This is a genomic window from Pseudomonas sp. MPB23 (assembly GCF_046605395.1).
Taxonomy (GTDB): domain Bacteria; phylum Pseudomonadota; class Gammaproteobacteria; order Pseudomonadales; family Pseudomonadaceae; genus Aquipseudomonas.
Genome location: NZ_CP176771.1, coordinates 2,067,750 through 2,089,190, shown reverse-complemented (window position 1 = coordinate 2,089,190; position 21,441 = coordinate 2,067,750). Strand labels below are relative to the sequence as shown.

The window sequence follows — 21,441 nt, the reverse complement described above, 5'->3', positions numbered from 1 at the left end:
GAGGTCGGAATCAGCGTTTGTCGCGGCGCTTCTTGTCGGCCTTCTTGTGGTGAGTCATCAAACGACGCTTCTTGTTCACCTGACGGTCCGTCAGCGTGTTCTTGTTGCCTTCGTATGGGTTCTCGCCACCCTTGAACTCGATCCGGATCGGCGTGCCGACCAGTTTCAAGACACGGCGGTAGGTGTTTTCCAGGTAACGCACATAGGACTTGGGCACCTTCTCGATCTGGTTACCGTGGATCACGATAATCGGCGGGTTGGCACCACCCAAGTGGGCGTAACGCAGTTTGATCCGGCGGTTGTTGACCATCGGCGGCGCGTGCTCGCCCACGGCGTCTTCCAGGATCTGGGTCAGGCGGTTGGTCGGCCAGCGGGTGACCGCGGACTTGAACGAGTTCTGTACGGAGGCATAGAGATTGCCCACGCCGGTGCCGTGCAGGGCCGAGATAAAGTGGATATCGGCGAACTCGACGAAGAACAGACGGCGCTGCAGTTCGATCTTGACGAAATCGCGCTCGCTCGGCGTCATGCCGTCCCACTTGTTGATCGCGATCACCAGCGCCCGACCGGCTTCCAGGGCAAAGCCCAGCAGGTTGAGGTCGTGGTCCACCACGCCTTCGCGGGCATCCATCACGAAGATCACCACGTTGGCGTCTTTGATGGCCTGCAGGGTTTTCACCACGGAGAACTTTTCAACTTCCTCGTGGATCTTGCCGCGCTTGCGCACACCGGCGGTGTCGATCAGCGTGTACTTCTCGTCGTTACGCTCGAACGGGATGTAGATACTGTCGCGGGTCGTACCGGGCTGGTCGTAGACGATGACCCGGTCTTCACCGAGCATGCGATTGACCAGGGTCGACTTGCCAACGTTGGGACGGCCGATGATGGCGATCTTGATACCGTCTTTTTCGCTCGGGCCTGGAATGCGCTTGGCTTCCTCACCTTCGGCGACGACCTCTTCTTCGCCCTCTTCTTCCTCGGCGTCATCCTTGGGGAAATCGCGCAGGGCGATTTCCAGCATCTGGGTGATACCGCGACCGTGGGCACCGGCGATCGGGATCGCGTCGCCCAGGCCCATCGGGCTGAATTCGGCGCGGGCCATTTCAGGATCGATGTTGTCGATCTTGTTGGCGACCACGTAGGAACGCTTGTTGCGCTTGCGCAGGTGCTCGCCGATCATCTGGTCAGCAGCGGTGTAGCCCGCACGGGCGTCCACCAGGAACAACACGACATCGGCTTCTTCAATGGCCAGCAGCGACTGCTCGGCCATCTTTTCGTCCATGCCATGCTCGTCACCGGAGATACCACCGGTGTCGACAATAATGTAGGAGCGCCCTTGCCACTTTGCCTCACCGTATTGGCGATCACGGGTCAGACCGGACAAGTCGCCGACGATGGCGTCGCGAGTCCTGGTCAGGCGGTTGAACAAGGTGGACTTGCCGACGTTAGGTCGGCCCACCAGGGCGATTACGGGAACCATGCGGCTCTCCACTTCGTTATTTCAGAAAATACAAAAGCCGCTGCAGGGCAGCGGCTGGTGCTCGGGGCGGCATTTGAATGCCACATACCCTGCCCGACACTGAGTCTTGTAGGCGCGAGCTTGCTCGCGAAAAACCCAAGGACGCCGCGTTCATCCAGAAACCCGCGTTAGCGTTGACGTCCTTCGCGAGCAAGCTCGCTCCTACATTAAGCAATGAAGCAGGGCCGCCTGGGGATGACCCCAAGCATAGTCAAACCTTTACTTGATGGTCAGGGCTTCCAACTTGCCGCTGTTGCCATACACATAAAGCATGTTACCCACCACCAGCGGACGTGCACGCAGGCCATCGCTGTCGATGCGCTCGCGACCGACAAAGCGACCGTCCACCTGGCTCAGCAGGTGCAGGTAGCCTTCGAAGTCACCGACCGCAACATAGCTGGAGAACACTTCCGGAGCCGATAGCTGACGGCGAGCCAGGGAGTCGTTGCTCCACAGCGCAGTGGTGGAACGCTCGTCGACACTTTCAACAGTGCCGGACGCCAGGCTGACGTAGACGCTGCCGAACCCTTGGGCGACACCGGCGTAGCTGGAAGCATCACGCTGCCAGTTGACGCGACCGCTCTGCAGATCCAGTGCGGCAACGCGGCCCTGGTAAGTGGCGACGTAGAGGGTTTCACCCGACAGCAGCAAGCCACCGTCGATATCCACCACGCGATCCAGCTCGGAACGACCTTGCGGGATGGCTACGCGAGTTTCCCAGACCGGCACGCCGTTCTTGGTATCCAGCGCGACCACTTTACCGGTCGACAAGCCCGCAACGGCCAGATTATTGGTCACAATCGGACCGCTGGTACCACGCAGCGTCAACACTGCCGGGGTGCTGTCGTACAACCAGCGCTGTTCGCCAGTGCTGGCGTCAAGGCCGATCACACGGTCGTCCTGGGTCTGCACCACGACGATATCGCCGTTGGTGGCAGGCGGTGCGAGGACTTCACTGGTCACGCGAGCGCGCCATTTCTCTTCACCGGTGCTCGAATCCAGCGCCACGACTTCGCCCTTGAGCGTGCCGAGCATAACCATGCCGTAACCCACGCCGACGGCGCCGGATACAGGCAATTCGAGGTCTTTCTTCCACTTCACGTCGCCGTTCATGCGATCCATGGAAACCACCTCGCCGGTCACGTCAGCGGCCACAATGTTGTCACCGTCGATTGCCGGTACCAACATGTTGTAGGTCTCGCCCTGCCCATCACCGATGGAGCGGCTCCACTGCTTTTGCAGGACCACTTCTTCCTTGAAGCTTGTCAGCTCGGCCGGAGGCAATTCTTTTTTACTGTTGCTGCTGCAACCCGCGGCCAGAACGGCCAGAGCCAGCAATGCTGCATGTTTCCAACGGATCACGTCACGCATCCCCTTTGGCCAAGTCGTCCAGCTTGATTTGTAAGCCACCGACCGCCGCTTCATCAGACAGCGCCGCCTTGGCTTTTTGGTACGCAGCATTGGCTTCGTCGGTACGACCCAATTGGACCAACAGGTCACCCTTGAGCTCTTCGCGAGTGGCTACAAATGCCTTGTCAGCATCGCCGTCGAGCAGTTTGAGTGCGTCGTCGGCCTTATTCTGTGCCGCCAATACCTGAGCCAGGCGCTGACGTGCGATTTCACCCAGGGTCGGGTTGGTCGGTTTGTCGACGATAGCCTTCAGTTCGGCGGCGGCGTCATCCAGCTTGCCGGTATCGACCGCGACTTTCGCGACGAACAGGCTGCCATATTGGGCGTAGGTGCTACCACCGAATTCATTCTTCAGCTTGGCGGCCAGGTCGGCAACCCGCGCAGGGTCGGGCTTGCCGTCCGGCGTCAGGGTGGTTTCCAGCAATTGCTGATAAACGATCGAGGCGCCTTGGGACTGGTTGGCCTGATACTTGGTCCAGGCTTGCCAGCCGAACACCACCACTAAAGCCAGCAGACCGCCAGTAACCAGGGGCTTGCCGTTACGCTGCCACCAGTCCTTGAACTCGGCCAGTTGCTCATCATCAGTACTCGACACCCCAACACTCCTTAATCGCTAAATTCGGCTGTTCGACAGCTTCAACCCTGCACGACGCAGGTGGCCAAGTGCGCAGCGAGCGCATCAAAGGCAATGTTCTGTTGCTCGCCCTGGCCACGCAGGGGTTTGAAACCTATCACTTGCTGGGCCAGCTCGTCATCGCCGAGGATCAGCGCATACAGCGCACCGCTCTTGTCAGCCTTCTTGAACTGGCTCTTGAAGCTGCCGGCGCCGGCGTTGATCTGCAGGCGCAGGTTCGGCAGTTGGTCGCGTACTTCTTCGCTGAGGGCCAGGGCTGCCAGTTCCGCGGCCTCGCCAAAGGCGCACAGGTACACGTCAACCTGACGGGAGATTTCTTCCGGCACCTGCTCCAGGGTTTCCAGCAGCAGGATCAACCGCTCGATGCCCATGGCAAAACCCACGCCGGGGGTCGGCTTGCCGCCCATCTGCTCGACCAGGCCGTCGTAACGGCCACCGGCGCACACGGTGCCCTGGGCGCCAAGTTTGTCGGTGACCCACTCGAACACGGTCTTGCTGTAGTAATCGAGGCCGCGCACCAGTTTCGGGTTGATCACGTAAGGAATCCCGGCGGCCTCCAGGCGCGCCTTGAGCCCCTCGAAGTGGGTGCGGGATTCGTCGTCCAGGTAGTCGGCCATTTTCGGCGCATTGACCAGCACGGCCTGGGTGTCGGCGTTCTTGGTATCGAGGACGCGCAGCGGGTTGGTTTTCAGACGGCGCTGGCTGTCTTCGTCCAACTTGTCCAAGTGGGCAGACAGGTACTCGACCAGGGCGACGCGGTAGCGGCCCCGGGATTCGCTGGTGCCCAGGCTGTTGAGCTCAAGCTTGACCGCGTCGCGGATGCCCAACAGGCCCCACAGGCGCCAGGTCAGCACAATCAGCTCGGCGTCGATGTCTGGACCGTCGAGGTTGAACACTTCCAGGCCGATCTGGTGGAACTGGCGATAACGGCCTTTCTGTGGGCGCTCGTGACGGAACATCGGGCCGATGTACCACAACTTCTGCGGCTGGCCGCCACCGGTGAGGCCATGCTCGAGAACGGCGCGCACGCACGCGGCAGTGCCTTCCGGACGCAGGGTCAGGGAGTCGCCGTTGCGATCTTCAAAGGTGTACATCTCTTTTTCAACGATGTCGGTCACTTCACCAATGGAGCGCTTGAACAGCTCGGTGAACTCAACGATCGGCATACGGATCTGCTTGTAACCGTAGTTATCCAGCAGGCGCGCGACAGTGCCCTCGAAGTAGCGCCACAGCGGCGTCTGCTCAGGCAGGATGTCGTTCATGCCACGAATGGCTTGCAGAGACTTGCTCACATCAAATCCTTAAATTCGTTCTTAGCCGCGCGCGATAAGCGCTGCGTCAGAGGCGACCTTCTCGGCCGCTTTCTCGCGGATCAGTCTTTCGAGCTCATCCACCAGATTGTCATTCGTCAACTTCTGCGACGGCTTGCCATCGATGTAGATCAGGTTCGGTGTACCACCGGTCAAGCCGATGTGCGCCTCTTTGGCTTCACCCGGGCCGTTGACCACGCAACCGATCACCGCGACATCCAGCGGCACCAGCAGGTCTTCGAGGCGTCCTTCCAGTTCGTTCATGGTTTTCACCACGTCGAAGTTCTGCCGCGAGCAGCTCGGGCAGGCAATGAAGTTGATGCCACGGGAACGCAAATGCAGGGATTTGAGAATGTCGTAACCGACTTTCACTTCCTCGACCGGGTCTGCCGCCAGGGAGATGCGGATAGTATCGCCAATCCCTTCGGCGAGCAGCATACCGAGACCCACCGCAGATTTCACTGTGCCTGAACGTAAACCGCCAGCTTCAGTGATACCCAGGTGCAGCGGTTGCACGATTTCCTTGGCCAACAGGCGGTAGGCTTCAACGGCCATGAACACGTCGGAGGCCTTTACGCTGACCTTGAAGTCCTGGAAATTCAGGCGCTCAAGGTGCTCGACGTGGCGCAGCGCAGACTCGACCAGCGCCGCCGGTGTCGGCTCGCCGTATTTCTTTTGCAGGTCTTTTTCCAGGGAACCGGCGTTGACGCCGATACGGATCGGAATCCCGCGATCACGGGCCGCATCCACCACGGCGCGCACACGGTCTTCGCGACCGATGTTGCCCGGGTTGATACGCAGGCAGTCGACACCCAGTTCGGCCACGCGCAATGCAATCCTGTAGTCGAAGTGAATGTCAGCAACCAGCGGCACCTTGACCAGTTGCTTGATGCGACCGAAGGCCTCGGCGGCATCCATGTCCGGCACGGATACCCGCACGATGTCGACGCCGGCCGCTTCCAGACGGTTGATCTGGGCGACGGTGGCGGCGACATCGTTGGTGTCGCTGTTGGTCATGCTCTGCACTGCGATGGGGGCGTCGCCGCCCACCGGCACCGAGCCGACCCAGATCTTGCGCGATACGCGACGTTTGATTGGAGATTCGCCGTGCATGACTATTGTCCCAACTTCAGGCGAGCGGTCTCGCCACTGGTGAACGGCGCCACGTCCACAGGCTGGCCGTTGTAGACCACTTGCGCGCCACGGGCATAACCCAGACGCAGCGTCAAAGGAGGTTTGCCGCCCTGGTCGAGGGTATCGCCCTTGCGCTTCAGGCCGCTGAACAGCACTTTGCCGTTGCCGTCACTGACTTGCGTCCAGCAGTCGGCGACGAAGGTAATCTGAACGTGCCCGTCACCGGCGATCAACACTGGGGTGGTGGGTGGCGAAATGGTGGAGGTTGCCGGGGCGGCGGGTGCGACAGTCGCCGGCGCCTGGACGGGAGCGGCCGGTGCATGGGACTGGGCGACCGGGGCTGCCGCAGTACTCGGCACGGTCGGAGCCGGTACAGCCGCGGGGGCCGCTGGGGCCGTTTCCGCGACTGGCGGTTCGGCGGCAGGCTCTTGCGGTGCGGCCTGCCCTTCGGCAACGGCCTGGTCTTCTGGCTCATCCAGCGGATGAATCTGGGTGGTGCCGTCGGCGCTTTCGACTTCGACGTGCTCCATGGCGTTGCTGGTCATGTCCTTGGTGCGCTGGGAAGCCTGGTCCTGCCACCAGATAAAACCGCCACCGATCACGGCGATCAGCAGCAACAGGCTGACAATCCGCAGGATGGTGTGGGAAACCCGCACCGGCTCTTCGATGCGACCCAGTCCATGGACATTGCTGCCTTGGGAGTCGGTACCGGTGAACTGGTCGAATTCCTGGACCAATACGGTCTGGTCTATGCCCAACAACTTCGCGTAGGCGCGGATATAGCCGCGGGCAAAAGTATGCCCAGGCAGCTTGTCGAACGCGCCGGCTTCCAGGTTGCCCAGGGATGTGGTGGTCAAATTGAGCTTGAGGGCCACTTCCGCCAGCGACCAACCATTGCTTTCGCGGGCCTGACGCAAAGTGTCGCCTGGGTTTACGCGATTAGCTGCTACAACTTCCGGGTGCGCCGCTTTCATCATTGCTCCGACAGGTATTGCTGATATTCCGGCGTACCGGGATAGAGTCGTTCGAGTTGCTGGCCAAAACGTGCGGCCGCGTCGCGTTCTTCATGAACCGTCGCTAGGCGCACACCGAGCAATAGACTACGTGCATTTTGCCCGCTAAGCAGGCTAAAACGTTCGTAATAGTCACGTGCCGGCACATAATGCCTGTCTTCGTAGGACAACTCAGCCATTTCGAGCAACGCGCGTGGCTGGTGTCCGTTCAAGTGCAGGGCTTTTTCCAGTTGCTGGCGTGCGCTGTCGCGCTGGCCGAGGCGTATCGAGGTCACTCCGAGGTTCTCGAACACCCGCGAACGCTCAGGATAGAGGGTATCGGCGCTGGCTTGCTGGAAATAAAGGGCTGCCTGGTCATAACGTTTCTGCTCGAACAGGAAGCTGCCGTAATTATTCAGCAGCCGCGGGTCGGCAGGTCGGGCGGCCAGGGCTTTGTTGAAATACCGATCGGCCAGTTCAGGCTCGGCCTGGGCCTGGAACACCAGGGCCAGTGCGGCATTGGCGTGCGCATCGTCATTGTCGAGCTCCAGGGCCTTTTTCAACGGCACCTTGGCCTGCTCGCTCATGCCTTGCTGCAGGTAACCCAAGCCCAATTGCACATAGGCCACCCGTGCCTCATCACGACCTTTACCGGTTTGCAAAGGGCTGTCATGTCCCGATGAAACACAACCGGCGGCGAGGCCGGTAACAAGCAGAAGCAGCGCAAGGCGCAAGGGCATAGAGATCCTCTCTCAGGTTCGATTCACAGCGCTTTGCGGCATATCGTCGGTGGCGCTCAATTCGCGCACGGCGATATAACGCTCGCTGCGACGGGTGCGATCCAGCACCTGTCCTACCAATTGGCCACAAGCGGCGTCGATGTCTTCACCACGGGTGGTGCGTACGGTGACATTGAAACCGGCATGGTGCAGTTGATCCTGGAAACGGCGGATGGCGTTGTTGCTCGGCCGCTCGTAGCCAGAATGGGGAAACGGGTTGAACGGAATCAGGTTGATCTTGCACGGGATGTGCTTGAGCAGCTCGATCATCTCGACCGCGTGTTCGACCTTGTCGTTGATGTCCTTGAGCAAGGTGTACTCGATGGTCAGCACGCGCTTTTCGCCCAGGGACGACATGTAGCGCTGGCAAGATTCGAGCAGCATCTTAAGCGGATACTTCTTGTTGATCGGCACCAATTGGTTACGCAATGCGTCATTGGGTGCGTGCAGCGACAACGCCAGAGAGACGTCGATGTGCTTGGACAGCTCATCGATCATCGGCACCACGCCGGAGGTCGACAGGGTCACACGGCGCTTGGAGATGCCGTAGCCCAGATCGTCCATCATCAGGTGCATGGCGGCGATGACGTTATCGAAGTTCAGCAGCGGCTCACCCATGCCCATCATCACCACGTTGGTGATGGCACGGTCGACGGTCGCCGGGACGCTGCCAAAGGATTTGTTGGCAATCCACACCTGGCCGATGACTTCGGCGGCGGTGAGGTTGCTATTGAAGCCTTGCTTGCCGGTGGAGCAGAAACTGCAGTCCAGGGCACAGCCTGCCTGGGACGAAACGCACAAAGTGCCACGTTTGCCCTGGGGAATGTAGACGGTCTCGACGCAACTGCCGGACGCCACGCGCACCACCCACTTACGGGTGCCGTCGCTGGAGATGTCCTCGCTGACAACCTCGGGACCACGCACCTCAGCAATGGCCTTGAGCTTGTCGCGCAGGGCTTTGCTGACGTTCGTCATGGCGTCGAAATCGTCGACGCCAAAGTGGTGAATCCACTTCATTACCTGACCGGCACGGAAACGCTTCTCCCCGATTGAGTCGAAGAATTTTTCCATTTCCTGTTGAGTCAGACCCAGCAGGTTGGTTTTTACAGTCGATGTAGTCATGGATTCACCTTCACTCTCAAGCCAACGCTTAGCGAGTGGTTACTTCAGTAGCGGCGAAGAAGTACGAGATTTCGCGAGCAGCAGCGGCTTCGGAGTCCGAACCGTGTACAGCGTTGGCATCGATGGAATCAGCGAAGTCAGCACGGATGGTGCCGGCAGCCGCTTCTTTAGGGTTGGTAGCGCCCATCAGCTCACGGTTCAGAGCGATAGCGTTTTCGCCTTCCAGCACCTGAACGACAACAGGACCGGAGATCATGAAAGCAACCAGGTCGCCGAAGAAGCCACGAGCGCTGTGCTCAGCGTAGAAGCCTTCAGCTTCAGCCTTGGACAGTTGCTTGAGTTTCGAAGCTACAACCTTCAGGCCGGCTTTTTCGAAACGAGTGGTGATCTCGCCGATGACGTTTTTTGCAACAGCGTCAGGCTTGATGATGGAGAAAGTACGTTGAACGGCCATGGTGTAACTCCAGAAACGGTAATTTACGAAAAATTAAACCCGCGAATTATACGCGGGTTATTGGGTATTGCCTAACTGCGTAAGGGAGGCGTCAGTCCTGTTCTTCTTTCCAGGCCGTCTGAATAGCTTCCAGAACCTTTTCGCTGACGCGATCCGGCTCATCGTCAAACCCGGGCAAAGCCATGACCATGTCACGCAAAGCGACAAAATTCAGGGAATAGGGATTCAGATCCGGGTTGCCGTCGGCTAACAGGATAGCGATCTCTTGCACATCAACCCATTTAAGACTCATGACACTTCCTTGAATCAATGCGGCGCTTCGGCCGCATGGTTGAGCGAATATTTCGGAATTTCGACGGTAATGTCTTCAGTCCCGACCTTTGCCTGACAGCTTAGGCGCGAATGCGCTTCCAGGCCCCATGCGCGATCCAGGAAGTCTTCTTCCAGGTCATCCGCCTCTTCCAGCGAGTCGAAACCCTCGCGAATGATGCAGTGGCAAGTGGTGCAGGCGCAAACACCGCCGCAGGCGCTTTCGATCTCGATGTGGTTGTCATGGGCAACTTCGAGGATGGACTTGCCGGTCTCAGCCTCCACGACCATACCGTCCGGGCAGTGCTCGGCGTGTGGCAGAAAAATGACCTGCGGCATTAATTATTCCTCGATTTCATTCAGGTTGCGCCCGGCCAGTGCGGCTTTCACCGTCTGATCCATGCGGCGAGCGGCAAAGGCATCAGTGACCTGCGACAAGCGCTTGGTCTGCTGCTCGATGGCATAACCATCGCTGCCCTTCATCAGTTCGGCCAATTCCTGCATCTGCAGGTCGATGACCATGCGCTCTTCAGCGTCCAGCAGACGCTCGCCGTCAACTTCAAGGGCGCCCTGCACCGCTTCGAGCAGACGCTGGGCATCCACTTGCTGCTCACGCAGCACGCGGGCCACTTTATCGTCACCGGCGTATTGGAACGAGTCCTTGAGCATCTTGGCGATTTCGCCGTCGGTCAGGCCATAGGACGGCTTGACCTGGATGCTGGCTTCAACGCCAGACGCCAGTTCACGCGCCGCCACACTGAGCAGGCCGTCGGCATCCACTTGGAAGGTCACGCGAATCTTCGCCGCACCGGCAACCATGGCCGGAATGCCGCGCAATTCAAAACGTGCCAGGGAGCGGCAATCGCTGATCAGTTCACGCTCACCTTGCAGCACGTGAATCATCATGGCCGTCTGGCCATCCTTGTAAGTGGTGAAGTCCTGGGCGCGGGCGACGGGGATGGTGGTGTTGCGTGGAATCACCTTCTCCATCAGGCCACCCATGGTTTCCAGCCCCAGGGATAGCGGGATCACGTCGAGCAACAGCAGTTCGCCACCATCGCGCTTGTTGCCGGCCAGGGTATCGGCCTGGATCGCGGCACCAATGGCCACCACTTGATCCGGGTCGATTTCAGTCAGCGGCTGGCGACCGAACGCTTCGGCCACGGCCTCGCGAACGCGCGGCACACGGGTGGAACCGCCGACCATGACCACGGCGGCGACGTCTTCCAGTTCGATACCGGAATCACGCACGGCGCGGCGGCAGGCTTTGAGGCTGCGGGCGACCATCGGCTCGATCAACGCATCAAAGGCTTCGCGGGTCAGTTGGGCCGACCAACTGCCGTAGGAAACTTCAACAGAGGAGGCGTCAGTCAGGGCTTCTTTGGCGGCACACGCGGTTTGCAGCAGATGGCGCTGCTCGCCAGGGTCCAGATCGTCGGACAAACCGGCACTGCTGATGATCCAGCGGGCGATCGCATGGTCGAAGTCATCGCCGCCCAGGGCCGTATCGCCGCCGGTGGCCAACACTTCAAAGACCCCGCCGGTCAGGCGCAGGATCGAAATATCGAAGGTGCCGCCACCCAGGTCGTAAATCGCGACCAGGCCTTCGGCCTGCTGGTCGAGGCCATAGGCCACGGCGGCCGCGGTTGGCTCGTTGAGCAGGCGCAGCACGTTCAGGCCGGCGAGTTTCGCCGCGTCCTTGGTGGCCTGGCGCTGGGCGTCGTCGAAATACGCCGGCACGGTGATCACCGCCCCCACCAGTTCGCCGCCCAGGGTGGTTTCTGCACGCTGGCGCAGCACCTTGAGGATATCGGCCGACACTTCCACTGGGCTTTTCGGGCCCTGGACAGTGTCAATGAACGGCATGTGCGACTCACCGCCGACAAAGCGGTACGGCAGTTGGTCGCCCAATTGCTTGACGTCGGATAATCCACGACCCATCAAGCGCTTGACCGACAGCACGGTGTTCAGGGGATCGGTAGACGCAGCCAGCTTGGCCGACTCACCGACTTCGGTGCGATCGGCGTGATAGCGCACGGCGGACGGCAGGATCACCTGGCCATCGGCGTCGGGCAGCGGCTCGGACAGGCCGCTGCGCAAGGCAGCAACCAGGGAATTGGTGGTGCCCAAGTCAATCCCCACCGCCAGGCGACGCTGGTGCGGTTGGGGGCTTTGGCCGGGTTCGGCGATTTGCAGTAGAGCCATGGTAATCAGGTCTTATCTGTCTATCAGGCGTGCATCACGGGCAGCACTGGGTTAATCGTCGAGGCGCTCTTCTAGCTGGCGCACTTCGTAGGTGAGCTTGTCGAGGAACTGCATGCGTCGCATCAGGCGCTCGGCCTGCTCGCGTTGCGCTGCATCATCCCAACAGGCCGCGAAGCTATCGTTGAGCTCATCCTGGGCAGTTTTCAGACGACGCTTGAAGACCGCGACGCCCGCCACATCGGCGTCGTCCTGCAAGTCTTCGAGTTCTTCGCGCCACTGCATCTGCTGCATCAGGAAGTCCGGATCGTGCACCGTGACCTCCATCGGCAACTCGCCACCATTCATCGCGAGCAGGTAACGCGCGCGTTTCGAAGGGCTCTTGAGCGTCTGATAGGCTTCGTTGAGGCTGGCCGACTGCTCCAGCGCCAGGCGTTGCTCACGCTCGGAAGCGTCAGCGAAGCGGTCCGGATGCACGCCACGCGCCAATTCACGGTAGCGCGTGGCAAGTTGCTCGAGGTCCAGTCGAAAGCTCGGCTGCAGCTCGAATAAAGCGAAATGACAAGGAGTACCCACGAATAGCCTCAGATGTTGAAGCTTTCGCCGCAGCCACATTCACCGCGCACGTTGGGATTGTTGAACTTGAAGCCTTCGTTCAACCCTTCCTTGACGAAATCGAGTTCGGTGCCGTCGAGGTACGTCAGGCTCTTAGGGTCGATGATCACTTTCTCGCCGTGACTTTCGAACACCTGGTCTTCCGCCACCACCTCGTCGACGAACTCCAGCACATAGGCAAGGCCGGAACAGCCCGTGGTGCGAACACCCAGACGAATCCCCTCACCTTTACCGCGCCCATCCAGGGAGCGTCGCACGTGCCGCGCAGCCGCTTCTGTCATGCTGATAGCCATCGTTGACTCCTTACTCGTCGCCAAATGCTTAGATCAAGCCTTTCTTCTGCTTGTAGTCGCGAACGGCCGCCTTGATGGCGTCTTCGGCGAGTACCGAGCAGTGGATTTTCACGGGCGGCAGGGCCAGTTCTTCGGCCAACTGGGTGTTGCTGATCGTCACAGCCTCATCCAGGGTCTTGCCTTTCATCCATTCGGTCGCCAGGGAGCTCGAGGCGATGGCCGAACCACAGCCGTAGGTCTTGAACTTGGCGTCTTCGATAACGCCCGCCTCGTTGACCTTGATCTGCAGGCGCATCACATCGCCGCACGCCGGAGCGCCGACCATGCCGGTGCCGACATTAGGATCTTCCGCGTCCATCTTGCCGACGTTGCGCGGGTTTTCGTAGTGGTCGATGACCTTTTCACTGTAAGCCATGGTACTGAATCCTCACTCATCAGGGCCGCTCTGGAACCCTGTAAAAACGCCTGCGTTTTCCGCCACGTTCCTACAGAGCTGGGGTGGCGGCTTCTATAGTTAGTGTGCCGCCCACTCGATCTTGGAAATGTCGATGCCGTCTTTGTACATGTCCCACAGCGGCGACAAGGTGCGCAGCTTGGTGACGGCTTCGCAGACTTTCTGCGCGGCGTAGTCGACTTCTTCTTCGGTGGTGAAACGGCCAAACGTAAAGCGGATCGAGCTGTGCGCCAGTTCATCGTTGCGGCCCAGGGCGCGCAACACGTAGGACGGCTCAAGGGAAGCCGAAGTGCAGGCCGAACCGGACGAAACCGCCAGATCCTTGAGCGCCATGATCAGCGACTCGCCTTCGACGTAGTTGAAGCTCAAATTCAGGTTGTGCGGTACGCGGGCAGTCATGCTGCCGTTGATGTACAGCTCTTCAAGGTTTTCGACCTGCTTGTAGAAGCGCTCGCTCAAGGCCTTGATGCGCACGTTTTCGGCAGCCATCTCTTCCTTGGCGATACGGAACGCTTCGCCCATGCCGACGATCTGGTGGGTCGCCAGGGTGCCCGAACGCATGCCGCGCTCGTGACCGCCACCGTGCATGGTGGCTTCGATGCGCACGCGAGGCTTGCGGCTCACGTATAGGGCGCCAATGCCTTTAGGGCCGTAGGTTTTGTGCGCCGAGAAAGACATCAGGTCGACTTTCAGCTTCGACAGGTCGATGTCGACCTTGCCGGTGGACTGAGCCGCGTCGACGTGCAGCAACACACCTTTGGAGCGGGTCAGCTCGCCGATGGCCGCGATGTCATTGATGGTGCCGATTTCGTTGTTCACGTGGATCACCGAAACCAGGATGGTGTCTTCACGCATCGCTGCTTCGATCATCGCCGGAGTGACGATACCGTCGGTGGTCGGCTCGATGTAGGTGACTTCGAACCCTTCACGCTCCAGCTGGCGCATGGTGTCCAGGACAGCCTTGTGCTCGATCTTGGTGGTGATCAGGTGCTTGCCTTTGGTCGCGTAGAAATGCGCGGCGCCCTTGATTGCCAGGTTGTCGGATTCAGTAGCACCGGAGGTCCAGACGATTTCGCGCGGGTCAGCACCAACCAGGTCCGCGACTTGACGGCGAGCGTTCTCGACCGCTTCCTCGGCTTTCCAGCCGAATACGTGGGAGCGGGAAGCTGGGTTGCCGAAGTTTCCGTCAACCAGCAGGCACTCGCTCATCTTTTGCGCGACACGCGGATCAACCGGGGTGGTCGCTGAGTAATCAAGGTAAATCGGCAATTTCATGGACTTTCTCCTAAATCAGGCTGGCTGGCGTGCCGTTAGCTCTTCGGCTGTCACTCGACGGCGGACGCTTCAATCTTGTCCAGACGCGGCGCCTTGGTGTTGCAACGGCGCTGGTCCTGACGCTGGGCTACTTCTTGCACCTCACGGCGAGTCACAAGATCAGCCAAGCTGATACCACTCAAAAACTCATGGATCTGCAGGCTCAAGTCACACCACAAGTGGTGCGTCAGGCAGGTGTCGCCGGCGTGGCAGTCACCCAGGCCCTGGCACTTGGTGGCATCGACGGATTCGTTGACCGCGTCGATCACCTGGGCGACCTGGATGCCCTGCATGTCGCGGGACAGTTGATAGCCGCCACCCGGCCCACGCACACTGGAAACCAGATTGCTGCGGCGCAACTTGGCGAACAGTTGTTCGAGGTATGACAGGGAAATGCCTTGGCGCTCGGAGATATCGGCCAGGGACACCGGCCCAGTTTGCGCGTGCAAGGCCAAGTCGAGCATGGCGGTTACCGCGTATCGGCCTTTTGTAGTCAGTCTCATGGACAAGTACCAAGGTGTTTCAGAATGGGAGCGAGTATGCGATTCCCGAGTATTTAAGTCAACTATAAGACCCACTACTTTAGTCAGGATTACCCGTAAAAAGGGCGCGCGAATAATAGCAGGACGGGGTAGGGACGAACAGCGGGAACACGGCAGGATAGGGTTTCTAAGACCAATGGAGCCCCCTTGTAGCAGCCGACTTGCCTGCGATGACAGTGGGTCAGCGACTTGATCAGTGGCTGGCAGACCGCTATCACTGGCAAGCCAGCGCCTACAGGGGAGGTTGTCAGCTCGCTTTGGTGACGGCCTCGTCCTTGATCTCAGCAAAGTCCTCTTCGCGCAGCTCAGGCAGATCTTTCGCACAATAGCTGCTGCCCAACTCCTTCAGCGCCCCGCACATGCCATCCAGCTTGCCGTCTACCGCTTGCAGGTGATCGAGCAACTGGCCGATGGCTCGGGCCACCGGGTCGGGCATGTCCTCGCTGACGCCATAGGCATCGAAGCCGATCTTCTCGGCCATGGCCTTGCGCTTGGCTTCCTGCTCATCGCCCACTCCAGGCTTGACGATGATCCGGCCAGGGATACCCACCACGGTTGCACCAGGCGGAACAGCCTTGGTCACCACGGCATTGGAGCCCACTTTGGCGCCCGCCCCCACAGTAAAAGGCCCGAGCACCTTGGCGCCCGCCCCGACCACTACACCGTCTTCCAGGGTCGGGTGACGCTTGCCCTTGTTCCAGCTAGTCCCCCCCAGAGTCACACCCTGGTACAAGGTCACGTCATCGCCGATTTCGGCCGTCTCGCCGATCACGATGCCCATGCCGTGGTCGATAAAGAAGCGACGACCTACCTTTGCGCCCGGGTGAATCTCGATGCCGGTCAACCAGCGACCAAAGTTCGACACCAGCCGCGCCAGCCACTTCCAGTCCATGCCCCATAAGGCGCCGGACAGGCGATGAATCCAGATCGCATGCATACCGGGGTAGCAGGTCAGCACCTCAAAGGCATTGCGCGCCGCCGGATCACGGTGAAAAACACTCTGGATATCTTCTCGCAAACGCTCGAACATTTTTAATCCTTCCGCTTAAGGAGCTCGCCACGGGCCGCTTTCTGGGTTTCCGTGAGGATGCCACGCAATATATTCATTTCCGCTCGGCTCACCGAGCTGCGTCCGTACAGGCGACGCAGGCGCGCCATCAAGTGCCGGGGTTTTTCAGGATCGAGGAACTCAATGGCCACCAGGGTTTGCTCCAGGTGTTCATAGAACCGCTCCAGCTCGTCCATTGTGGCCAGCTCGCCACTTTTGGTCGATGCGACTTCATCCTTCTCTACCTTGCTCGGCTGACCTTCAGCGGCCAGCCAGGCCATGCGCACTTCATAACTCAACACCTGCACCGCCGCCCCAAGGTTCAGCGAGCTGAACTCAGGGTCTGATGGAATGTGCACGTGATAATGACATCGCTGCAGTTCTTCATTGGTCAGGCCGGAGTCTTCACGGCCGAACACCAGGGCGATTTCAGCACCGCCAGCAGCCTCTTCCACCACTTTGGTGCCGCACTCACGCGGGTCGAGCAGCGGCCAGGGAATGCGACGGTCGCGGGCGCTGGTGCCAAGCACCAGGTTGCAGCCGACCAGCGCATCTTCCAAGGTGGCGACGACCTGGGCTTTTTCAAGGATGTCATTGGCGCCGGATGCGCGCGCATCGGCCTCGTGATGCGGGAACAGGCGCGGCTCGACCAGCACCAGGCGCGTCAGCCCCATGTTTTTCATGGCTCGCGCCACCCCGCCGATGTTCCCGGGATGACTGGTATTGACCAAGACGACACGAATGTTTTGCAGCAAGGGAGGCGCTCTCGGACACGGGAAAGGGGAGCAAATCTTACAGAACAGCCTAAGGTTATGCCACGAAAGCTCACGCCGTCCTTCACCTGAAGAAAGTTTCTGCTAGAATGCTCGGCTTTCTTTAACAACCTTAGGTGACACATCCATGCAGCCCATGCTGAATATCGCGCTGCGCGCCGCCCGCAGCGCCAGTGAATTGATCTTCCGCTCCATCGAGCGCCTGGATACCATCAAGGTCGACGAAAAAGACGCCAAGGATTATGTGTCCGAGGTGGATCGCGCCGCCGAACAGAAAATCATCGACGCTCTGCGCAAGGCCTACCCTACCCACGGCATCCTCGGCGAAGAAACCGGCCTGCACAAAGGCAGCGGCGAAGGCGAAGAGTACCTGTGGATCATCGACCCACTGGATGGCACCACCAACTTCCTGCGCGGCATCCCACACTTCGCTGTGAGCATCGCCTGCAAATACCGTGGCCGCCTGGAACATGCCGTTGTGCTCGACCCGGTTCGCCAGGAAGAATTCACCGCCAGCCGTGGCCGTGGCGCCCAGCTAAATGGTCGTCGCCTGCGCGTCAGCGGCCGCACCAGCCTGGACGGCGCCCTGCTGGGTACCGGCTTCCCATTCCGTGACGACCAGATGGACAACCTGGACAACTACCTGGGCATGTTCCGCGCCCTGGTTGGCCAGACTGCCGGTATCCGTCGCGCTGGCGCTGCGAGCCTGGACCTGGCCTACGTTGCCGCCGGTCGTTTCGATGCGTTCTGGGAGTCGGGCCTGTCCGAGTGGGACATGGCAGCGGGCGCGCTGCTGATCCAAGAGGCGGGCGGCCTGGTGAGCGACTTCACCGGCGGTCATGACTTCCTGGAAAAAGGCCATGTGGTTGCCGGCAACACCAAATGCTTCAAGGCAGTCCTGACGGCGATCCAGCCGCACCTGCCGGCCTCGCTGAAGCGTTAAGCGAACGAGCACAAAAAAGCACCCTGCGGGGTGCTTTTTTTATGCCTGTGATTTGGACACTGTAGGAGCCGGCCAGCCGGCTCCTACAGTGAGGTTATTGCTGGTTCTGGCCGAGGATCAGGCGACCCTCTTTATCGACCGGGATCTGGCCGCCTGGATCACGGTCCATGCGCACCGAACCTTCTTTGCCATCGAGGGTGTAACGCACGTCATAGCCGACGACCTTGTCGCTGATATCGTTGACGGTGTTACAGCGAGTCTGGGTCGTGGTGTAGGTATCGCGGTTCTGCATGCCTTCCTGAACCTTGTTACCAGCGTAACCACCACCGACTGCGCCAGCCACGGTGGCCAGCTTCTTACCATTACCACCACCGACCTGGTTGCCCAACAGGCCACCGGCCAGCGCACCGACGACCGTACCGACGATCTGGTGTTGATCCTGAACCGGCTTCTGCCGGGTCACGGCGACGTCCTTGCAGACCTCGCGCGGGGTTTTGATCTGGGTTTTCACCGGCTGCACCGCCAGCACTTGCGCATACTCAGGGCCGCTTTTTACCAGGCTGTAGGTGGCGACAGCACCCCCGGCAGTCACACCGACAGCACCCAATACCGCACCAACCAGTAACGACTTGTTCACGTTGAACCTCCTGACCATCACAAACGGACCGAACGATCCGCGCTATACCCAGCCTTGGAGCAACAAAAAAGGCACGAGTTCAATACTCGTGCCTTCTTTGTAACAACAGATCAACAAGCGCCCATCAAGGACGGTCGTCGACCTCTTTGTCGGTGACCGCAGGAGGGATCAGGTCTTCGCTGTTGAGGTTCAGCCAGATCAGCACCACGTTGGCGATGTAGATCGACGAGTAGGTACCCGCCAGAACGCCAATGAACAGTGCCAGGGAGAAGCCCCACAGGTTGTCGCCGCCGAAGATCATCAGCGCCGCGATCGCCAGCAGGGTGGAGATCGACGTCGCCATGGTCCGCAGCAGGGTCTGGGTGGTGGAGATGTTGATGTTCTCGATCAACGACGCCTTGCGCAGTACACGGAAGTTCTCGCGAACCCGGTCGAATACCACGATGGTGTCGTTGAGCGAGTAACCAATGATCGCCAGCACGGCGGCCAATACGGTCAGGTCGAAGGTGATCTGGAAGTACGCCAGGATGCCCACGGTCACGACCACGTCGTGAATCAGCGAGACAATGGCGCCGACACCGAACTTCCACTGAAAGCGGAACGCCAGGTAGATCATGATGCCGACCAGCGCCATCAGCATGCCGAGGCCGCCCTGGTCGCGCAGCTCTTCACCCACTTGCGGCCCGACGAACTCGACGCGCTTGACCGACGCCGGGTTGTCACCGCCGACCTTCTGCAAGGCTTCGGCCACCTGGTGACCCAGTTGCGGGTCTTCGCCAGGCATGCGCACCAGCAGATCAGTGGTCGCACCAAAGCTCTGCACGATGGCTTCGTGATAGCCGGCCTTGACCAGCTCTTCGCGTACCTGGGTAACGTCGGCCGGCTTCTCGTAGGTCAGCTCGATGAGCGTACCGCCGGTGAAGTCCAGACCGTAGTTCAGCCCCTTATGGAACCAGCTGAACAACGCCAGAACGGTAAGGAGCACGGTGACGCCGAACGCAATATTGCGAACGCCCATGAAGTTGATTGTACGTAACATGGCAGCCCCTTAAATCCACAACTTCTTGAAGTCACGTCCGCCAAAGATCAGGTTGACCATTGCGCGGGTCACCATGATGGCCGTGAACATCGAGGTAAAGATACCGAGGGACATGGTCACCGCAAAACCTTTGACCGGGCCTGTGCCCATGGCAAAGAGAATCCCGCCGACCAGCAAGGTGGTCAGGTTGGAGTCGAGAATCGCGGTGAATGCCCGGCCGAAGCCTTCGTTGATTGCGCGCTGCACGGTCATGCCGGCGGCGATCTCTTCACGAATCCGCGAGAAGATCAGCACGTTGGCGTCCACCGCCATACCCATGGTAAGTACGATACCGGCGATACCCGGCAGGGTCAGCGTAGCGCCCAGCAGCGACATCAGGGCCAGCAGCATCACCATGTTGCCCGCCAGGGCCACGGTGGCAATGATGCCGAAGAAGCGGTAGATGGCGATGATGAACAGCGACACGAACAGCATGCCCCACAAGGCTGCGTCGACACCTTTGGTGATGTTGTCGGCACCCAGGCTAGGGCCGATGGTGCGTTCTTCAGCGAAGTACATCGGCGCAGCCAGGCCACCGGCACGCAGCAGCAGGGCCAGTTCCGAGGATTCGCCCTGGCCGTTCAGGCCAGTGATGCGGAACTGAGCACCCAGCGGCGACTGGATGGTCGCCAGGCTGATGATCTTCTTCTCTTCCTTGAAGGTCTGCACCGGCACGTCTTTCTCGACGCCGTTGACCATTTGCTTGGTGTAGGTGGTGATCGGGCGTTGCTCGATGAAGATCACCGCCATGCTGCGACCGACGTTGCTGCGCGTGGCGCGACTCATCAGTTCGCCGCCATGACCATCCAGGCGGATGTTCACTTCAGGGGTACCGTGCTCGCCAAAGCCGGCCTTGGCGTCAGTCACCTGGTCGCCGGTGATGATCAAGCCACGCTCGATCTGCGCCGGAGGGCGGTTGCCTTCACGGAACTCGAAGGTCTCGGAAGTGACTTTGGAAGCGCCCGGCTCAGCGGCCAGACGGAATTCCAGGTTGGCGGTCTTGCCCAGGATACGCTTGGCTTCAGCGGTGTCCTGCACGCCCGGCAGCTCAACCACGATGCGGTTGGCGCCCTGGCGCTGAACGATCGGCTCGGCTACACCCAGCTCGTTGACGCGGTTACGCACCGTGGTCAAGTTCTGCTTGATGGAGTATTCGCGGATTTCCGCCAGCTTGGCCGGGGTCATCGCCAGACGCAGTACAGGTTGACCGTTGAGGTCGGCCGGTACGATGTCGAAATCGTTGAAGTTCTTGCGGATCAGCGCGCGGGCCTGTTCGCGGGAAGCTTCGTCAGAGAAGCCCAGCTGGATGGCACCGTTGAGCTGCGGCAGGCTGCGATAACGCAACTTTTCTTTGCGCAGCAGGCTCTTCACGTCGCCTTCGTAGACTTTCAGGCGCGCGTCGAGGGCTTTGTCCATGTCGACTTCCAGCAGGAAGTGCACACCACCGGACAAGTCCAGACCCAGCTTCATCGGGTGAGCGCCAATGCTGCGCAGCCATTTTGGCGTGGTCTGTGCCAGGTTGAGCGCGACAACGTAGTCGTCACCCATGGCCTTGCGCACGACGTCTTTGGCCGGCAATTGGTCTTCTTGCTTGGTCAGGCGCAACAAACCGCCCTTCGCATCAGCTGCCAACGTTGCCGCTTTGACCTGGATGCCCGCATCGGTCAGCGCTTTGCTCGCGCGTTCCAGGTCAGCCTGATTGACCTTCAGCGAAGTGCTGGCGCCAGAGATCTGGATCGCAGGGTCATCAGGATAGAGATTGGGAGCGGAATAAATAAAACCGATCGCCAGCACCGCCAGGATCAGTACGTATTTCCACAGAGGGTATTTGTTCAGCATCACGCCGCCCGCTTATAACGCGGGGCGCCTTGCGCGCCCC

At 60.0% G+C, this 21,441-nt stretch carries 23 protein-coding genes; 1 reads left to right on the top strand and 22 read right to left on the bottom strand.

Features of this window, described 5'->3' with window-relative positions:
- Positions 1-10: 10 nt before the first annotated feature.
- The 19 genes from der to trmJ all read right to left on the bottom strand — a co-directional run bounded on the left by der (position 11) and on the right by trmJ (position 16,886).
- A complete protein-coding gene (gene der / locus ACLH0J_RS09790; RefSeq protein WP_017846171.1) occupies positions 11-1,480 on the bottom strand; it encodes a ribosome biogenesis GTPase Der in 1,470 nt (489 codons plus the stop codon).
- Positions 1,481-1,738: 258 nt separating this feature from the next.
- The gene (gene bamB, locus ACLH0J_RS09785; RefSeq protein ID WP_411391806.1) at positions 1,739-2,890 is read right to left on the bottom strand and encodes an outer membrane protein assembly factor BamB; all 1,152 of its coding nucleotides are present in this window, start codon (positions 2,888-2,890) and stop codon (positions 1,739-1,741) included.
- On the bottom strand, positions 2,883-3,524 hold the full coding sequence (locus ACLH0J_RS09780; protein WP_411391805.1) for a YfgM family protein: 642 nt from the start codon (positions 3,522-3,524) through the stop codon (positions 2,883-2,885). The genes bamB and ACLH0J_RS09780 overlap by 8 nt, the downstream gene beginning before the upstream one ends.
- A 41-nt stretch (positions 3,525-3,565) precedes the next feature.
- Complete coding sequence (hisS, locus tag ACLH0J_RS09775) at positions 3,566-4,855, bottom strand: histidine--tRNA ligase (RefSeq protein WP_411391804.1); 1,290 nt, start codon at positions 4,853-4,855, stop codon at positions 3,566-3,568.
- 21 nt (positions 4,856-4,876) lie between these two features.
- On the bottom strand, positions 4,877-5,986 hold the full coding sequence (gene ispG, locus ACLH0J_RS09770; protein ID WP_010565238.1) for a flavodoxin-dependent (E)-4-hydroxy-3-methylbut-2-enyl-diphosphate synthase: 1,110 nt from the start codon (positions 5,984-5,986) through the stop codon (positions 4,877-4,879).
- 2 nt (positions 5,987-5,988) lie between these two features.
- Positions 5,989-6,981: a RodZ domain-containing protein gene (locus ACLH0J_RS09765; RefSeq protein ID WP_411391803.1), complete on the bottom strand. Its 993-nt coding sequence runs from the start codon at positions 6,979-6,981 to the stop codon at positions 5,989-5,991.
- Entirely contained in the window at positions 6,981-7,739 is a 759-nt protein-coding gene (pilW, locus tag ACLH0J_RS09760; RefSeq protein ID WP_411391802.1) for a type IV pilus biogenesis/stability protein PilW, read from the bottom strand. Before pilW ends, ACLH0J_RS09765 begins: the two co-directional genes overlap by 1 nt.
- Before the next feature lie 12 nt (positions 7,740-7,751).
- Positions 7,752-8,900, bottom strand: a complete 1,149-nt coding sequence (gene rlmN, locus ACLH0J_RS09755) for a 23S rRNA (adenine(2503)-C(2))-methyltransferase RlmN (RefSeq protein ID WP_411391801.1) — start codon at positions 8,898-8,900, stop codon at positions 7,752-7,754.
- A gap of 28 nt (positions 8,901-8,928) precedes the next feature.
- Positions 8,929-9,354: a nucleoside-diphosphate kinase gene (ndk, locus tag ACLH0J_RS09750; RefSeq protein WP_017846179.1), complete on the bottom strand. Its 426-nt coding sequence runs from the start codon at positions 9,352-9,354 to the stop codon at positions 8,929-8,931.
- A 91-nt stretch (positions 9,355-9,445) separates the two neighbouring features.
- Positions 9,446-9,646: a Fe-S cluster assembly protein IscX gene (gene iscX / locus ACLH0J_RS09745; protein WP_411391800.1), complete on the bottom strand. Its 201-nt coding sequence runs from the start codon at positions 9,644-9,646 to the stop codon at positions 9,446-9,448.
- Between the two features lie 14 nt (positions 9,647-9,660).
- Entirely contained in the window at positions 9,661-10,002 is a 342-nt protein-coding gene (gene fdx / locus ACLH0J_RS09740) for an ISC system 2Fe-2S type ferredoxin (protein WP_411391799.1), read from the bottom strand.
- 3 nt (positions 10,003-10,005) lie between these two features.
- Positions 10,006-11,868: a Fe-S protein assembly chaperone HscA gene (gene hscA, locus ACLH0J_RS09735; RefSeq protein WP_411391798.1), complete on the bottom strand. Its 1,863-nt coding sequence runs from the start codon at positions 11,866-11,868 to the stop codon at positions 10,006-10,008.
- Positions 11,869-11,919: 51 nt separating this feature from the next.
- Positions 11,920-12,441, bottom strand: coding sequence for a co-chaperone HscB (hscB, locus tag ACLH0J_RS09730; RefSeq protein ID WP_411391797.1), 522 nt, complete (start codon positions 12,439-12,441; stop codon positions 11,920-11,922).
- Between the two features lie 8 nt (positions 12,442-12,449).
- Positions 12,450-12,773: an iron-sulfur cluster assembly protein IscA gene (gene iscA, locus ACLH0J_RS09725; RefSeq protein WP_010565230.1), complete on the bottom strand. Its 324-nt coding sequence runs from the start codon at positions 12,771-12,773 to the stop codon at positions 12,450-12,452.
- Between the two features lie 28 nt (positions 12,774-12,801).
- Positions 12,802-13,188 (bottom strand): Fe-S cluster assembly scaffold IscU, encoded by a 387-nt coding sequence (iscU, locus tag ACLH0J_RS09720; protein WP_411391796.1) that lies wholly within the window; start codon positions 13,186-13,188, stop codon positions 12,802-12,804.
- Between the two features lie 99 nt (positions 13,189-13,287).
- The gene (locus ACLH0J_RS09715; protein ID WP_010565228.1) at positions 13,288-14,502 is read right to left on the bottom strand and encodes an IscS subfamily cysteine desulfurase; all 1,215 of its coding nucleotides are present in this window, start codon (positions 14,500-14,502) and stop codon (positions 13,288-13,290) included.
- Positions 14,503-14,552: 50 nt separating this feature from the next.
- Positions 14,553-15,044, bottom strand: coding sequence for a Fe-S cluster assembly transcriptional regulator IscR (iscR, locus tag ACLH0J_RS09710; RefSeq protein WP_003194020.1), 492 nt, complete (start codon positions 15,042-15,044; stop codon positions 14,553-14,555).
- A 286-nt stretch (positions 15,045-15,330) separates the two neighbouring features.
- Complete coding sequence (gene cysE, locus ACLH0J_RS09705; protein WP_411391795.1) at positions 15,331-16,113, bottom strand: serine O-acetyltransferase; 783 nt, start codon at positions 16,111-16,113, stop codon at positions 15,331-15,333.
- Positions 16,114-16,115: 2 nt separating this feature from the next.
- Entirely contained in the window at positions 16,116-16,886 is a 771-nt protein-coding gene (trmJ, locus tag ACLH0J_RS09700; RefSeq protein WP_010565226.1) for a tRNA (cytosine(32)/uridine(32)-2'-O)-methyltransferase TrmJ, read from the bottom strand.
- 145 nt (positions 16,887-17,031) lie between these two features.
- Here trmJ and suhB point away from each other — a divergent pair, with 145 nt between their 5' ends.
- On the top strand, positions 17,032-17,847 hold the full coding sequence (gene suhB / locus ACLH0J_RS09695; RefSeq protein WP_411391794.1) for an inositol-phosphate phosphatase: 816 nt from the start codon (positions 17,032-17,034) through the stop codon (positions 17,845-17,847).
- A 94-nt stretch (positions 17,848-17,941) separates the two neighbouring features.
- Here the strand turns inward: suhB and ACLH0J_RS09690 are convergent, their stop codons facing one another.
- The 3 genes from ACLH0J_RS09690 to secD all read right to left on the bottom strand — a co-directional run bounded on the left by ACLH0J_RS09690 (position 17,942) and on the right by secD (position 21,401).
- The gene (locus tag ACLH0J_RS09690) at positions 17,942-18,484 is read right to left on the bottom strand and encodes a glycine zipper 2TM domain-containing protein (RefSeq protein WP_053257883.1); all 543 of its coding nucleotides are present in this window, start codon (positions 18,482-18,484) and stop codon (positions 17,942-17,944) included.
- 124 nt (positions 18,485-18,608) lie between these two features.
- Entirely contained in the window at positions 18,609-19,523 is a 915-nt protein-coding gene (gene secF, locus ACLH0J_RS09685) for a protein translocase subunit SecF (protein WP_411391793.1), read from the bottom strand.
- A gap of 9 nt (positions 19,524-19,532) precedes the next feature.
- Positions 19,533-21,401, bottom strand: coding sequence for a protein translocase subunit SecD (secD, locus tag ACLH0J_RS09680; RefSeq protein WP_411391792.1), 1,869 nt, complete (start codon positions 21,399-21,401; stop codon positions 19,533-19,535).
- Positions 21,402-21,441 lie beyond the last annotated feature (40 nt).

Bases quoted from the DNA above. Each gene is read 5' to 3' on its own strand.
- der (WP_017846171.1), bottom strand. From the start codon at position 1,480: ATGGTTCCCGTAATCGCCCTGGTGGGCCGACCTAACGTCGGCAAGTCC.
- bamB (WP_411391806.1), bottom strand. From the start codon at position 2,890: ATGCGTGACGTGATCCGTTGGAAACATGCAGCATTGCTGGCTCTGGCC.
- ispG (WP_010565238.1), bottom strand. From the start codon at position 5,986: ATGCACGGCGAATCTCCAATCAAACGTCGCGTATCGCGCAAGATCTGG.
- ACLH0J_RS09765 (WP_411391803.1), bottom strand. From the start codon at position 6,981: ATGAAAGCGGCGCACCCGGAAGTTGTAGCAGCTAATCGCGTAAACCCA.
- pilW (WP_411391802.1), bottom strand. From the start codon at position 7,739: ATGCCCTTGCGCCTTGCGCTGCTTCTGCTTGTTACCGGCCTCGCCGCC.
- rlmN (WP_411391801.1), bottom strand. From the start codon at position 8,900: ATGACTACATCGACTGTAAAAACCAACCTGCTGGGTCTGACTCAACAG.
- ndk (WP_017846179.1), bottom strand. From the start codon at position 9,354: ATGGCCGTTCAACGTACTTTCTCCATCATCAAGCCTGACGCTGTTGCA.
- iscX (WP_411391800.1), bottom strand. From the start codon at position 9,646: ATGAGTCTTAAATGGGTTGATGTGCAAGAGATCGCTATCCTGTTAGCC.
- fdx (WP_411391799.1), bottom strand. From the start codon at position 10,002: ATGCCGCAGGTCATTTTTCTGCCACACGCCGAGCACTGCCCGGACGGT.
- hscA (WP_411391798.1), bottom strand. From the start codon at position 11,868: ATGGCTCTACTGCAAATCGCCGAACCCGGCCAAAGCCCCCAACCGCAC.
- iscA (WP_010565230.1), bottom strand. From the start codon at position 12,773: ATGGCTATCAGCATGACAGAAGCGGCTGCGCGGCACGTGCGACGCTCC.
- iscU (WP_411391796.1), bottom strand. From the start codon at position 13,188: ATGGCTTACAGTGAAAAGGTCATCGACCACTACGAAAACCCGCGCAAC.
- ACLH0J_RS09715 (WP_010565228.1), bottom strand. From the start codon at position 14,502: ATGAAATTGCCGATTTACCTTGATTACTCAGCGACCACCCCGGTTGAT.
- iscR (WP_003194020.1), bottom strand. From the start codon at position 15,044: ATGAGACTGACTACAAAAGGCCGATACGCGGTAACCGCCATGCTCGAC.
- cysE (WP_411391795.1), bottom strand. From the start codon at position 16,113: ATGTTCGAGCGTTTGCGAGAAGATATCCAGAGTGTTTTTCACCGTGAT.
- suhB (WP_411391794.1), top strand. From the start codon at position 17,032: ATGCAGCCCATGCTGAATATCGCGCTGCGCGCCGCCCGCAGCGCCAGT.
- secF (WP_411391793.1), bottom strand. From the start codon at position 19,523: ATGTTACGTACAATCAACTTCATGGGCGTTCGCAATATTGCGTTCGGC.
- secD (WP_411391792.1), bottom strand. From the start codon at position 21,401: ATGCTGAACAAATACCCTCTGTGGAAATACGTACTGATCCTGGCGGTG.